General features: G+C 60.1%; 6 protein-coding genes. 5 read left to right on the forward strand and 1 reads right to left on the reverse strand.

The window, feature by feature from the left end:
* The first annotated feature begins 131 nt into the window (after positions 1-131).
* From pnp to AC1DTQ_RS01715, 5 genes are all read left to right on the forward strand, one after another.
* Complete coding sequence (gene pnp / locus AC1DTQ_RS01695) at positions 132-2,240, forward strand: polyribonucleotide nucleotidyltransferase (protein ID WP_477847441.1); 2,109 nt, start codon at positions 132-134, stop codon at positions 2,238-2,240.
* Between the two features lie 362 nt (positions 2,241-2,602).
* Positions 2,603-3,742: an NAD-dependent epimerase/dehydratase family protein gene (locus AC1DTQ_RS01700; RefSeq protein WP_477847442.1), complete on the forward strand. Its 1,140-nt coding sequence runs from the start codon at positions 2,603-2,605 to the stop codon at positions 3,740-3,742.
* Between the two features lie 360 nt (positions 3,743-4,102).
* Positions 4,103-9,676: an RHS repeat protein gene (locus tag AC1DTQ_RS01705; RefSeq protein WP_477847443.1), complete on the forward strand. Its 5,574-nt coding sequence runs from the start codon at positions 4,103-4,105 to the stop codon at positions 9,674-9,676.
* 12 nt (positions 9,677-9,688) lie between these two features.
* Positions 9,689-10,687, forward strand: coding sequence for an RHS repeat domain-containing protein (locus AC1DTQ_RS01710; protein ID WP_477847444.1), 999 nt, complete (start codon positions 9,689-9,691; stop codon positions 10,685-10,687).
* Positions 10,684-11,163, forward strand: a complete 480-nt coding sequence (locus AC1DTQ_RS01715) for a hypothetical protein (protein WP_477847445.1) — start codon at positions 10,684-10,686, stop codon at positions 11,161-11,163. The genes AC1DTQ_RS01710 and AC1DTQ_RS01715 overlap by 4 nt, the downstream gene beginning before the upstream one ends.
* A 145-nt stretch (positions 11,164-11,308) precedes the next feature.
* On the opposite strand, the gene AC1DTQ_RS01720 is transcribed toward AC1DTQ_RS01715, so the two are convergent.
* Positions 11,309-14,374 (reverse strand): trypsin-like peptidase domain-containing protein, encoded by a 3,066-nt coding sequence (locus tag AC1DTQ_RS01720; RefSeq protein WP_477847447.1) that lies wholly within the window; start codon positions 14,372-14,374, stop codon positions 11,309-11,311.
* Positions 14,375-14,859: the final 485 nt, after the last annotated feature.

Here is a 14,859-nt window from a genome sequence, read left to right on the forward strand (position 1 = left end):
GAAAATGTCCCGGCGGAAAAAGTTTCCAACATCGCCAAACATCGCAACACTCGGCCGGACCAACCCGGCCATCCGCGTGCGGCAAGGGTCGCATCCGGTTCAACCGATAGCGCATCACCAAGGAATCAAACGTGGCAAAAATTACCAAGACCTTCCAGTACGGCAAACACCAGGTCACCCTGGAAACCGGCGAGATCGCCCGCCAGGCCGGCGGCGCCGTCATCGTCAAGTTCGACGACACCGTGCTGCTGGTTTCCGCAGTCGCCGCCAAGAACGCGCGCGAAGGCCAGGACTTCTTCCCGCTGACCGTCGACTACCAGGAGCGTTTCTACGCCGGTGGCCGCATCCCGGGCGGCTTCTTCAAGCGCGAAGGCCGCGCCACGGAGAAGGAAACCCTGATCTCGCGCCTGATCGACCGTCCGCTGCGTCCGCTGTTCCCGGAAGAATTCCGCAATGAAGTGCAGGTCATCGCCACGGTGATGTCGCTGAACCCGGAAATCGACGGCGACATTCCGGCCCTGATCGGCGCCTCCGCCGCCGTGGCCCTGACCGGCGCGCCGTTCAACGGTCCGATCGGCGCGGCCAAGGTCGGTTACATCAACGGTGAGTACGTGCTCAACCCGACCGTCAGCGAGCTGAAGGATTCCAAGCTGGAACTCGTCGTCGCCGGTACCTCCAACGCCGTGCTGATGGTCGAATCCGAAGCCGCCGAGCTGTCGGAAGACGTGATGCTGGGCGCGGTGATGTTCGGCCATCGCGAGATGCAGAAGGTCATCAACATCATCAACGAGCTGGTCACCGAAGCCGGCACCAAGAACTGGGAATGGTCGGCCCCGGCCAAGAAAGACGCGCTGATCTCCGCCCTGAAGGAAGCCGTCGGCACCCAGCTCGAATCCGCCTTCCAGGTGCGCGACAAGCTGCAGCGCCGCGACGCCATCGCCGCGATCAAGAAGGACGTGTTCCAGGGTCTGGCCGGCCGCGCCGAAGCCGATGGCTGGAGCGCCGGCGATCTGTCGAAGGAATTCGGCGAGCTGGAATACCAGACCATGCGTGGTTCGGTGCTGGCTTCCAAGGTCCGCATCGATGGCCGTGCGCTGGACACCGTGCGCCCGATCAGCTCCAAGGTCAGCGTGCTGCCGCGTGTGCATGGTTCCTCGCTGTTCACCCGCGGTGAAACGCAGGCGATAGTCGCCGTCACCCTGGGCACCGCCCGTGACGGTCAGGTCATCGACGCCGTTTCCGGCGAGTACAAGGACCACTTCCTGTTTCACTACAACTTCCCCCCGTATTCGGTGGGCGAAGCCGGCCGCATGATGGGCCCGAAGCGTCGCGAAATCGGCCACGGCCGCCTCGCCAAGCGCGGTGTGCTGGCGGTGATGCCGACCATGGAAGCCTTCCCGTACACCATCCGCGTGGTCTCGGAAATCACCGAGTCCAATGGTTCCTCCTCGATGGCTTCGGTCTGCGGCAGCTCGCTGGCGCTGATGGATGCCGGCGTGCCGATCACCGCGCCCGTCGCCGGTATCGCCATGGGTCTGGTCAAGGAAGGCAACGACTTCGTCGTGCTCTCCGACATCCTGGGTGACGAAGATCACCTGGGCGACATGGACTTCAAGGTGGCCGGTACCCAGAACGGCGTGTCCGCGCTGCAGATGGACATCAAGATCGAAGGCATCACCGAGGAAATCATGAAGCAGGCGTTGTCGCAGGCTAAGGCCGGCCGTCTGCACATCCTCGGCGAGATGGCCAGCGCGATGACCGCGCCGCGCCAGGAGCTGAGCGAATTCGCGCCGCGCCTGATCACCATCAAGATCCACCCCGACAAGATCCGCGAAGTGATCGGCAAGGGCGGTTCGGTGATCCAGGCCATCACCAAGGAAACCGGCACGCAGATCGACATCCAGGACGACGGCACCATCACCATCGCTTCGGTCAACGGCGCCGCCGGTCAGGCCGCGAAGGCGCGCATCGAACAGATCACCTCCGACGTCGAGCCGGGCCGCATCTACGAGGGCAAGGTCGCCAAGCTGATGGACTTCGGTGCGTTCGTCACCATCGCTCCGGGCAAGGACGGTCTGGTCCACGTGTCGCAGATCTCCAGCGACCGCGTCGAGAAGGTCAGCGACGTGTTGAAGGAAGGCGACATCGTCAAGGTCAAGGTGCTGGAAGTCGACAAGCAGGGCCGTATCCGCCTGTCGATGAAGGCCGTGGAAGAAGGCGAGGGCGTCGCGGCCGAATAAGCCGTCGCGCTATTGCGAGATGTTGAAGAAAAAGCGGGCTTCGGCCCGCTTTTTCTTTGCCTGATGCTGAAGCAGACCGACCCACCATTGGGCCGTCATCCCGGCGAATGCCGGGACCCAACTTCACGCGCGCGCCGGCTTGGGTCCCGGCGTTCGCCGGGATGACGATCCTTGGGTTGATGCGAGTCCCCAGAAGCCCTTGCTGCGGTTCTCTTCGTTCCTGCATCGTAGCAATCTGATACACGGCAATGGTGGGCCGAGGTCCACCCTACGATCTCCCCCTACTTTTGCCATAGGCGCGGGTCGCGGCACGGTGTTATGAAGGCTGCTCGCTTCATCACCGTCAGCCAGGGAGTTCTTCCATGACCAGCCGCCGTGATCTACTCAAACTCAGCGCGCTTGCCGCTGCTGCCGCGACTTTGCCTACTTTGGCGTGGGCGCAGTCCGGAGCCGTGGGTCGGGCCGCCAAACCGTTGAATATCCTCATCCTGGGCGGAACCGGCTTCACCGGTCCGTTCCAGGTCGACTACGCGCTGGCGCGTGGGCACAAGGTGACGCTGTTCAATCGCGGCAAGCGGCCGTCGCCGGAATGGTCCGGCGAGGTCGAACAGTTGCATGGCGACCGCAATACTGGCGATCTGAAAGCGCTGGAAGGGCGCAAGTGGGATGTGTGCATCGACAACCCGACCAGCCTGCCGTTCTGGGTGCGCGATGCCGGTGCGGTGCTGAAGGGCAATGTCGCCCACTATCTTTTCATCTCCACGATTTCGGTCTATGCCGACGGCAGCAAGCCGGGCATCGGCGAAGACGCGCCGCTGGCACAGTACAAGGGCAAGGATGCGATGGCCGAAACGCAGGAAAATCTGCGCGCCGACATCGAGAATCTGTATGGCCCGCTGAAGGCGCTCAGCGAAGCCGAGGTGCGTAAGCAGTTCGGCGAGCGCACGACCATCGTGCGTCCCGGTTACATCGTCGGGCCACGCGACGAGACCGATCGTTTCACCTATTGGCCGCATCGCGTTGCGCAGGGCGGCGAGATGCTGGTGCCGGGCGATGGCTCCGACCCGGTACAGATCATCGATGGCCGCGATCTTGGCGAATGGATGATCCGGCTGGCCGAAGCCAGCACCTACGGTGTGTTCAACGCCGTCGGTCCGGAAAAAACGCTAACCATGGACGCGATGCTGCAAGGTTGCCAGACCGCCACCGGCGGCAAGCCGACGTATACGCACGTCACTCCGGAATTTCTGGAAGAGCAGAAGGTCGAGGAGTTGCCGATCTGGGTATCGGCCAAGAGCGGGCCGTATGCGGGCTATGGACAGGTCAGCAACGCGCGCGCGGTGGCTGCGGGCCTCACTTATCGCCCACTAACGACCACCGTCACCGATCTGATGGCCTGGTTTCGCAGCCTGCCGGCCGATCGCCAGGCGACGCTGCACGCAGGCATCACTCGCGAGAAGGAAGCGGAATTGCTGAAGCTTTGGCACGCGCGGAAGGCGTGAGGTGGTGATAGGGGGAAGACGGGCTTCGGCCCGTTTTTTTGCAAGAAATCGAGCTTGTGCGGAAATGCTATTGGTGTTTCTTGTGCGCGCTAGGGAGTGAGAAATTGTGAGTTCTCTCTCTTCAATCAGAATGGCTTGAATTCCGCCCTTGTCAGGTCTATACAGGGTGCGGGTGCTCCGCAGGGAAATGGGGATTGCGGGGAATAGGAAAGGGGCTCGGCCGGCAAGGCCGCAAAGGAATTTGACGTGGGATTCTTGGTTCGTGGCTTGTCGGTGGCCGCTTTGGCGTGCGCCGTCTTTTCTTCTGAAGTGTCGGCACAAATTGCGGTTGAATACGGCGAAAAATCGCTGAACCCGTACATGCATCAACAGGAAACGTTCGGCCCACTGAACGACGGGATGTTTGGCGAGAGCATCAACCTTTCCACCGGCGGAATCAGTTTCAGCCAGACAGATCTGTCCCTTCCCGGCAATAGCGCGCTGCCTGTGGCTTTGACCCGGCGCCTGGTAGTCGATGGCAACAAGTCGCCCACGCACGCGAACGACATGGATTTGTGGAAGGATTTCGCGTTTGGCGAGTGGGAACTGGACGTCCCCTATCTTTCCGGTACGTATTCCAACACAGAAGGTTGGACGGTCGATACGGCCACCCCCAATGCTCGTTGCACTTCGCCTGCCAGCAATGCTCAGTACGCGCCGAAAGTCGTAAATATAAATGGCGCATATTTCGAGAATTTCAGTTTCTGGGGTGGTATTTCCCTATATGTGCCTGGCCAGGGGGAGCAATCCTTGTCGACCCGCATCGCGGGTACGCCGCTGCCGCAGCCCAGTGCCACACCGCAAACGCTGCTTACGACGGAATCCCATTGGCGTTTCAACTGCCTATCGACGCTGAAAAGCGGGCAGGCGGGCGAAGGGTTCGTGGGACTGAGTCCGGATGGCAACAAATACTATTTCGACTGGATGGTGAACTATCGAGAAAGGCCGTTGAGTCAGATGGTTGTCACAACCTATCAGTTTCAACGCCCTACCCATCATCTGGAGACCATGACCCGAAGCCAGATCCGTCTGTACGTTTCGCGTATCCAAGATCGCTTCGGAAACTATGTGGACTACAACTGGACGGGCGGCAAGCTGACCTCCGTCGTTGCCAATGATGGCCGCCAGATCACCCTTGCTTATAACGCCGCTGGCGCCGTCGAATCAGCCACCAACGGCACGCAGTCGGTGGGTTACGGATATTCGAATGGGTATCTGAGCGGTGTGACTCAGCCGGACAATAGTGCGTGGACTTTCTCTTCGGCTGCGATGCGGGGCATAAATAGATACGTACCGTTCACCGATGCCAACTTCACCGACTTTCCTTTCGAATGCCAGATGATGCGCAAGCTCACCAGCGAGGAAGGGGTGTTGTCCATGACCCATCCGTCTGGTGCGATTGGGCAATTCACGCTCGGCTTCAAGCGTCACTACAGGACCAATATCGACGGCATCGGCTTCTGCGCATTTTCGGACGAGGGAAGCCCACAGGAGGCCGACGGTGCTCAGGCGGTCAACAACTGGTGGCGGCACAAGCCCTACGTCAACATCCGCTTCGATGTGCTGGCCATCAAGAAAAAGATACTGTCCGGGCCAGGGGTTGCGCCGATGCAGTGGGAGTACGCGCAAGCCGACACTTACAACGTAGCGCCCAATGGCTATCCCATCCAGGGCAAGAGAACCGCCACCGTCACCAACCCAGATAACACGGTTGAAGTTAGCGTGTATGGCACCGACGCAACCGCCAACGAAGACCAATTGCTATCCCAGGAAGTGCGCAGCGGGCAGACGGTCGCCTCGCATGCGGACCTGACGTACGTACAAACCGCCGAATTGCCATCCATGGGTTTCCCCGACCGCATGGGCGCTCCGTTGGTGGACGACTGGACCGGCACTTCGCCCAGCATCAAGGGCGCCAATCGGCCTTTAAAACTCAAGACCGTCATTCAGGATGGCGCCAACTTCAATTATCGAGCGAATACGTTCGATGTCTTTGCCCGTCCGCTGTCGGTCGACAAGTGGTCTGGAGGAATGACGACCAATTTCGGTCGCACCGATGTTACCGAGTATTACGACAACCCAGGCAAGTGGGTGCTGGGCCAGGTCAGTAAAGTCACTAATGCCAATACCAACGTAGTGGTATCGGAAACGAGTTACGATCCCTCGACTGCAGCGCCTTTGCGCCAGTACGGTCCGGGAACCACTTCGGCGCAAGGAAAGCTGCTCACCACCCTGACCTACAACGCAGACGGCACCGTGGCCACGGTCAAGGATGGCAATAACAATGTAATTACCTTGACCAACTGGTATCGCGGCACTCCACGCAACATCCAGTTTGCCGATGGCGCGACGCAATCCGCGGTAGTGAACCCCAATGGCTGGATTACCTCGGTCACGGATGAGGGCGGCAACAAGAGCTGCTACGGCTACGATGTCATGGGCCGCTTGTCGCAGTTGTTCCAGCCGTCGGAAACTACGGTAGGCGCCTGTGACGATCCAGTCACTCAGCCCCAGATCACGTGGAATCCGACGACGTTGGCGTTAGAGCAAGTGGGGACCGCCGAATACGGCATTCCGGCAGGCCATTGGCGGCAGACGATCAGTACGGGTAACGCCCGCAAGATCAGCTATTTCGACGGGCTGTGGCGCCAGGTTGTCGAGCGGGCGCTGGACTTGGGCAACGTTCCTGGCACGACGACGGAGGTCATCAAGCGTTACGACAATAAAGGTCGACTGGAATTCCAGTCCTACCCGATGAACACTGCCGGACAGGCCAACTACGCCGACGCCTCTCTCAAGGGCATCTGGACTGAGTACGACGCCTTGGGTCGTGTGACATCGGTTTCGCAAGAAAGCGAACTGATTTCACCTGGCAATCCCAAGGGTCTACTGACCACGTTGACTCAGTACCTAAACGGCTTTGAGACACAGGTGACCAATCCCAAATTTCAGCAAACCACCACGCGCTACATGGCGTACGACACGCCGACGACGGATTGGCCGGTCGCAATCACCCATCCCGAAGGCGCCGTGACCAGCATCGGCCGCGATGTGTTCGGCAAACCCACAGCGCTGACCCGTGGCAATGCGGGCGGCAGTCTTTTAATGACGCGCAGCTATGCCTACGATGGCTACCAACAACTATGCCTAAGCATCGAACCCGAAACCGGCGCGACGCTGATGGGCTACGACGGCGCCGGCAACTTGGCGTGGTCGGCAGCTGGTCTGCCATCCTCGGTCCAGTGCAGCAACAGTGGGGACAGTGCGGTACTAGCCAGGAAGGCCACGCGTACGTACGACGCCCGCAACCGCGTCGCTTCGTTGTCGTTTCCCGATGGTTTGGGCAACACCACCTACGGATACGAGGCCGACGGCAAGTTGCATGCCTTGTCCGCGGTCAACGCTGGCGGAACCACCGTCACCACGACCTATGGCTACAAGCGAAGAGGCTTGCTTTCCAGCGAACGCCTGCAATGGACTGGCGTGGATCTGAATGTGGCCTACGGTTATGACGGCAACGGCAATCTTGCTGCCGTGGGTGCCCCAGGCCTGACGGTGGACTACGCGCCCAATGCGCTGGGTCAGGCCACACAGGCGGGCTCATACGCGACGGGCGTGCAGTACTACCCCAATGGCGCCATCAAGCAGTTCACCTACGGCAATGGCATCGTCCACTCAATGGCACAGAACGATCGTCAGCTCCCCGCCGCAGTGGCGGACAGCGGCGGCGTACTCGCGAACCAATACGCCTACGATGCCAACGGCAACGTCCAGTCCATCCTCGACTCGAACGATCCCAGCCGGAATCGCGCGATGACCTACGACGGGTTGGATCGCTTGTTGACCGCCAGTTCGCCGTCTTTCGCGACAGCTGGCGGCGGGCAGGTGCATCAATACGCTTACGACGTGCTGGACAACCTCGTGTCGTGGACGCGTACGGGCGCTAAGGACTACGCGCAGTATGTCTATGTCAACAACCGCCTGGTCAATATCAAGGACAGCGCCAACCAGACCATCGTTGGCTTGGACTATGACTTGCAGGGCAACCTGTCCAACAAGAATGGTCAGGCCTACATCTTTGACTACGGCAACCGCCTGCGCACCGCAACCGGCAAGGGCACCTACGCCTATGACGGCCATGGACGCCGGGTGCTGGACAGCACCAATGCCGACAAGCAAAGCCTCTATAGCCAGTCCGGCCAGTTGTTGTACGAGAACGATCTGCGCCAGGCGCGCATCACCCAGCACGTTTATCTCGGCGGCAGTCTGGTTGCGCGTGTGGTCAATTCGACCGCACCGGCGGTGCCGTTGTTGACCGTGCCGGCTTACAACACGACCGGCAATTATTCGGTCAGCTGGACTTCGTCTTCTGGGGCGACTGGGTATCAATTGGAAGAGGCCGTATCCGGCGGCGCCTGGACCGCGGTCTACAGCGGCGCCGGTCTTTCCGCCGCCATCAGTGGCAAGCCGGCGGGCAATTACGGGTATCGCATACGGGCGTGTCTCAATGCCGGCTGCAGTGCCTGGAGCGCCACCTCGCCCGTGTCCGTGCAGTTCCCGCCAGCGACCGCGCCGAATGTAAGCGTGCCGACCACGGCATCGGGCGGCAATTACACCGTCAGCTGGACTTCCATCGCGGGGACGGTCGAATACAAGCTGCAAGTCAGTGTCAATGCTGGCGCATGGACCGCTGCTTATACAGGTGCTGCCCTAAGCCAGCCTTATAGCAACCAGCCTGCCGGTACTTATGCCTATCGGGCACAGGCCTGCAATCCAGCGGGCTGCGGTCCTTATTCGGCGACCGCTACCGTGCAGTCCGTGCATGCGCCCGGTACGGCGCCGACGTTGACAGCTCCTTCGATCGGCGCCCAAGGCAACTTCACGGTCAGTTGGACCGGTGTGGGGACTGCTACGAGCTACTCGCTGGAGAGAAACATCAACGGTGCTGGTTGGACGGCCGTCTATAGCGGTGCGGGCAATAGTCAGACTTATTCTGCGCAAGCCGCGGGTAGCTATAGCTTCCGGGTCAATGCTTGTAACGCGGCCGGTTGTGGGCCGGTCTCGGCCGCGGCCACGGTGCAGTCCCTGTACTCGCCGGCTAGTGCGCCTGCGCTGACTGTGCCGGCCACAGGGGCGAACGGTGCTTTCACGGTCAGCTGGACGGCCGTCGGCGGCGCCACGGCCTATGTGCTGGATCGCAGCGACAACGGCGGGGGATGGGTTTCGATCTACAACGGCGCCGCCACCAGCCAAAGTTATTCCGGTCACGCAGCGGGCACCTTCGCCTACCGGGTCACGGCCTGTAATGCGGCGGGCTGCGGTCCGACCTCCGGTACCGGCACTACTCAGGTGATCTATGCGCCCACCAGCGCGCCCACGCTCTCGGCGCCTGCCAGCAATGGCACGGGCAGTTACACGGTCAGCTGGGGTGCGGTAAGCGGGGCGACCAGCTATCAGTTGCAGGAGTCCGTCAACAGTGGCGGGTGGAGCGGGTTGTACAACGGCGCGGCGACGTCGTTGGCCGTAAGCGGTCGGACATCGGCCACTTATGGCTACCGCGCGGTGGCATGCAACAGCGTGGGCTGCGGTCCGTATTCGGCCACCGCCAGCACCGTGGTCTCGTATATCCCGGCCGTGCCTACAGGCCTATCTGGAGACAAGCATCAGGACACGGAAGTGCAGCCGCCGGTGACGTATTGGCAGGTCCAGTGGAATCCCACGCCGGGGGCGAGCTACTACGAAGTAGAGATGAAGGTCGGCACGGGTGCACGCAGTGCGCTCTACAGCGGCCCCAATACCTTCGTTTCAGGGACGGGCATCGGCACGCGGCAGTTCTGGGTGCGCGCCTGCAGCACGGCTGGGTGCTCGGCCTGGTCCAGTCCCGTGACGCTATAAGGAGGCGCCGTCATGGAACTTAGAATCGTCAAGGTGATTGCGCTGGTCGCGCTGTGGATGGGCATGGCGGTTGGGCTGCATGCGCAGACGGTGGTGGAATACATCCACACCGATGCGCTGGGTACGCCGGTTGCGGTCACCAACGCCGCCGGCACGGTGATTGAGCGCAGTGTGTACGAGCCGTATGGGCAGCTGATCAATCGGCCGCTGACGGATGGGCCGGGGTTCACGGGGCATGTGCAAGACGCGGCCACGGGGCTTACTTATATGGAGCAGCGGTACTACGATCCAATGATCGGAAGGTTCCTGTCCATCGATCCAGTGACAGCCGACTCGGTCACGGGTGCGAACTTCAACCGGTACTGGTATGCCAACAACAACCCCTACAAATTTACCGATCCGGATGGGCGACAGGCTCTTTGCAGCGGAAGCCAAGCAAAGCGATGCATAGCGGTACTTGATATGGACGATCTTGGAACTGCTCCGGCCTCACGTAATCATCAAGCCCAGAATGGGCGAAGCAAAACTACCGATCCGACTGTTCCATCTGCTCTTCCTTCACCTCAAGTGCAATCGGGAAGTTCAGAGAGTAGCGCTTGGGATGATCTTTCAAGGTCACAGTGCGGTGGGAATTGCTGGGAGGCTATTGAACACGATATTTTGCTAGCTTTACCTGGCGAAAACTCGGCGTACGCCGGCATTATGGCGATCAGGCTCACGAAAGCGATAAATTTGCCTGGTTGGAGTAGGGTTAGCGTTGACATGGCGCATATCGCTGAAAGGCACATGGCGGGAGGCGCGCTTACAGGAGGAAAAAGCGTTTTTGTTGGCCATAATATGCAAGGCGTCATGGCGGCAATTAAGCAGGCATACGGTTCTGCTGCTGTTGTTAGGCAGCAAGGTGATCGAGTGCTGCTATCGGGAATGACTAAGACAGGTATGCAAGTTGAAATGTGGTTAAACAAGGCAACCAATGTGATTGAAACTGCGTATCCGGTGGTCGGGCGATGAACAGGGTATCTTTTGCGATAGATATCGAAACGTTGAGAAAAAGCTCAAGTGATGCAATTACGGCAAATATTTGGCTGAAGATTGGAGAATATGAATTTCCAATGAGCAATTGGAATGATTTTGTGGTCGTTATTATTGGGTGGTGGGCGAACGCATTGCAAAAGTTGCTAAAAGAAAGCAGTGATCAAGAGCTTATTGATTTCATGGATGGTCCTTATGTAGTGGAAATAAGGAGATCTTCACCTGATAGATTTGTAGTTAGAGGACTTCAAGGACCCAATCGAAACGTGGAAGTCGTAGCAGGTGAAATTGACGCCATGCAGTTCATTGATGAATTTATAGGCTGTGCGCAAAAGTTGTTAAACTCTTGCGGAGATAGAAATTTTAGAACGAGTGATGTAGAAATTCTGCAAATCTCTTTGCATGCACTATGTAGAGAGTATTTTGGTAGGCAAGGATCAGAGTATCTTTTCTGAAGACTGAAATGAACTAAAAGGGACGGAGGGAATTAACACCCTGGTTTCTAGGCCCGCTGCGTGAGAAAAGGGGCCAGGAGGGCCGTAGGCTGAGTTGGCTTCACCAACCCAGCGCCTTTGATGGGCTTGCTGGCTTCGGCGGCACCTAGCAACCGCAACCTTTGTCGTCCTTGCATCCGCGCGGTGGCTTTCCATGTTTTCCACGCTTGCCGTCCGGCTTCTTGCACGGACGCTCGCAGTCCGAATCCTCCAAATCCACCTCGATGCACACACTCTTGACGTGTACACGCTTGACGTTGGGGTCGTGCAATCCCAGACAATCGAGCAAGTCGCCGGCCGCATCGTTGCAATCAGGACGGCAATCGCCCGACGGATATCCGCCCGGCACCACCGGCACCGGCGGCCGATCGGGTTGTTGCACGATCACACCGGGTGTGGCGGTATCGGGGTCCCACGTCACGACTACGGTATAGCTGCCGTCGCCAGCATCCTTGACCGGTCCCATCACCTGCACGCCGGGTAGCGGCGCAACAGTAAAGCAACCGCCGCGTCCTGGCCCCAGCGGATTGTCGTAACGGTCGTGAGGCACCAGCACCAGCGTGCCGCGTTGGCCCCCATCCACATCGATCACGTCGACCAGCGTCACATCGGTGTTGTCCGGATCGATGCCCGGTTCCACATGCACGGCCCAATGCACCTCACGCGTCGCCCTGCATCCTTGCCCATAAGCGGCCACCGCACGGAACGTGTAGGTGCCTTCGGCGCGGGTAAAGTCCTTCAAGGGATGGTTGTAGACACCGTCGGGTTCCATAGCACCGTCGTCGTGCGCGCCGTCGTCGAACATCGGCAGTTGCACCTTCGTCGTGCCCACCGGCAAAGAACCGCCGTTGCTGCTGGCGATGCTCTTCAGAGTGGCGTGGAAACCGTCCACCGCATCGCCGGAAGTGATCGGCGGACGCAAGCCCGTTTCCATCGTCAAACGTCCCAACGCGATGGTCGGCGCGTCGACGATCAACTGCACGTCGGCCTCGGCCGGCACGGTGCCGTTGGGGTAGTGCAGGCCGACGCGTGGATGCAGGACATCGCCCGTGTACACATGCCGGGGTGCGCCCAGATAGCTCAACTTGGGGCCGCCGATGGCGGTGACTAGGTAGAAATAGCGCACATCGCTCGGGAATTGCGCAGCCGCTGCCCGCGCGGCCGCGGCGCGCTTGCTTAGGCCAATCACGATAGGCGGCACGCGATCGACGATCAGCTTCCAGGCGCCGTCGCGTTCTCCCTCGTACGGCAACGGAATCTTCAGAAACACCCAGCTGCGGCCGCGCACTTCACGCACACGCTTACCGGCCGCCACCAGCTTGCCGGCCGGCGTGTAGACGCGCGCACGTAGCGGCGACTGCAGGTCGTCCCAGCCCAGCACCACGGTGATGTGTTCTTCGCCGCAGACTTGGAATACGTGAGGTTGCGATTCGACCTGGTTTTTGCCGAGCACATGTTCGGGATCGGCCAGCGCGCCGTTCTCGAAGATGTTGCCGAAGCTCAAGCCGAAGAATTTGCGCAGCCCCAGCCCATCCAAGGCGCGAGTGAAATGACCACCGTGCTGATGCGCGACACGGTTGAGCAACGGACCGTCGATATCCGCATCCGAACCGAAGCCGATCACGTTGAGCTTGGTGCTGCCGAGGAAGCCTTCCACTTCTTCGATCATCGGCGCGGTGTTCTGTAAGCCATCGGTCAACAGCAACATGGCCTTGGTGTTGGTGGAGCCCGAGCCGAAACCCAGCTGGCCCATGCCGATCCCCGCACCGATGCTGGTGTTGCCGCCCGGCGAGATACCGCCGATCTGACCGCTGGTGAAGGGCGCAGGGCCCACCAACTGCGGTTTCACCGTGGCCGCCAATCCCATCGGCCGGTCCAGACCTGCGGCGGAACTGAAGGTCACCATGCCCAGTCGGTCGCCTGCGCCTTCGCGCACCAGTTGCACGAACAGCGACGCCGCGTCCTGCGCTTCTTCAAGCTTACTGCGACCGATCGGCGGCGCGCTGCTAGCCATGCTGCCGGAGCGGTCGAATACGATCATCACGTCCAACGGCACCGCCGGAACCGGTGGATTGTTCAAACCGGCCTTGACGTTGGCCAGTGGCGCATACGTCACCGTGCAGGCGTTGCCGACCGGACCGACGCTGAGCGGGCCGCCGACCAGACGTCCGCTGCTGTCGAACAGTGAAGAACCCGAACTGCCGCCGCAATAATCGAATCCGACCACGTTGGTGCCGCCGCCATGCACGCCTTCCTGGGTTTTCTTCACCGCCCCGGTCGGATGGTGCATGGTGAACACGGTTTCGCCGGACATCAGCCCTGCATCGCGCATTTCCAGCGGTGCCGGCAATTCGCCAGGCGCTGCATCCAGGCGCACCACCACCCAGTCGCTGCTGCTGGGCGGGTTGGAACCATTAGCGGCCGAACCTGCAGCGACTTCCTCCACCACTTTGAAGAAGCGCGGGTTGTGAGCCGCGGGTCGGCTGCCATCGCAATTGGTCTCGTAGTCGAAGGTGACCGAAGCGCTGCGCACGTCGCGACCGGCCGAATCGACCAGACAATGGCGCGCGGTCAAGAACAGATCGCCTGCGATCAAGGTGCCGCTGCAGCTGCTGACGTGTCCGCCATGGCCGGCGGCGTCGAAGTCGTGCGCCTCCACGATAATTCCGGTAGCGGCGCGTACTTTGTCGCGAATCGCATCCGGCACGGTCGGCAACGCGCAACGAGCATTGCGCCACTCGAAGGTAGGGTGGCATTTCAATCGTGTCTCGTAGATCGGCTCCTGATAGGGATTGCTGTTCAAGAACGGATCGGGATTGGAGATGCTGCCGGTCGAAGTCCCTGGCGGGTTGGTGGTTTGTGTGGGTTCGCCGCTGCCGAATTCCAGCAATCGCGCGCTGCCGGTACCGCCTACGATGCGCATCGTGATCGGAGTATTGATCGCATTGACCGGTCGCGACCAGAAGTCGCTGCCGGAAGCGGATGTGAACACATCGGTGTCGTAGCCCAGCGCCACCTCCAAACGCGCGCCGCCATTGAGCACTACCGAATCGAAGTGTAGGAACACGAATCGTGGTGCGCCCAAAGGTCCGGCGCCAGGGGTTAAGTCGAGTCCACTGCTGTGGGTGAAAGTGCGTCCGTCCGCGACGACGCGTCCAAGAGCATGAGTCATGCGAAAATCTCCGCGCATGTTGAGGGGAAGGGCACGTGCCGTGCGAATCCCGCACGCCGCGCACCCCGCATGCCTGCACTGCGGATCTCCCCCTCCCAACCAGCGTCCATCACAGGCTTACTTTCAATCAACGCGACGCCGTCTGCGCATCGGACAACGTGTGATCAAAAAAATGCAATGAGGAAGCAAGCAGGCCTTAGCGGATGGATCGAGCGTAGCGATCACATCGCTGTTGCTAAGCGGAAGGTACCAATCCGTCCATATGACGAGAGAGTCCCGCTGTACGCGGGGTTTTTTCATTGAGAACTCCGGATTTTCTTCCCGATATCGCACCGGCAGTCGTCGCCAACTCTTGCGAAAGGCACAACAAAACACACACCACGTCACTTATTAAAGAGAGTGAACGTCGAGTGAAATTTGCGCGGACGCTATGCGCGAATTGATTTATTCCTGCCATTTCACTTGTGCTCGAATAAATTCTGGTT

Source organism: Pseudoxanthomonas sp. P4_B2 (genome assembly GCF_056402315.1).

Bases quoted from the DNA above. Each gene is read 5' to 3' on its own strand.
- AC1DTQ_RS01720 (WP_477847447.1), bottom strand. From the start codon at position 14,374: ATGACTCATGCTCTTGGACGCGTCGTCGCGGACGGACGCACTTTCACC.
- AC1DTQ_RS01715 (WP_477847445.1), top strand. From the start codon at position 10,684: ATGAACAGGGTATCTTTTGCGATAGATATCGAAACGTTGAGAAAAAGC.
- AC1DTQ_RS01700 (WP_477847442.1), top strand. From the start codon at position 2,603: ATGACCAGCCGCCGTGATCTACTCAAACTCAGCGCGCTTGCCGCTGCT.
- AC1DTQ_RS01705 (WP_477847443.1), top strand. From the start codon at position 4,103: ATGCATCAACAGGAAACGTTCGGCCCACTGAACGACGGGATGTTTGGC.
- AC1DTQ_RS01710 (WP_477847444.1), top strand. From the start codon at position 9,689: ATGGAACTTAGAATCGTCAAGGTGATTGCGCTGGTCGCGCTGTGGATG.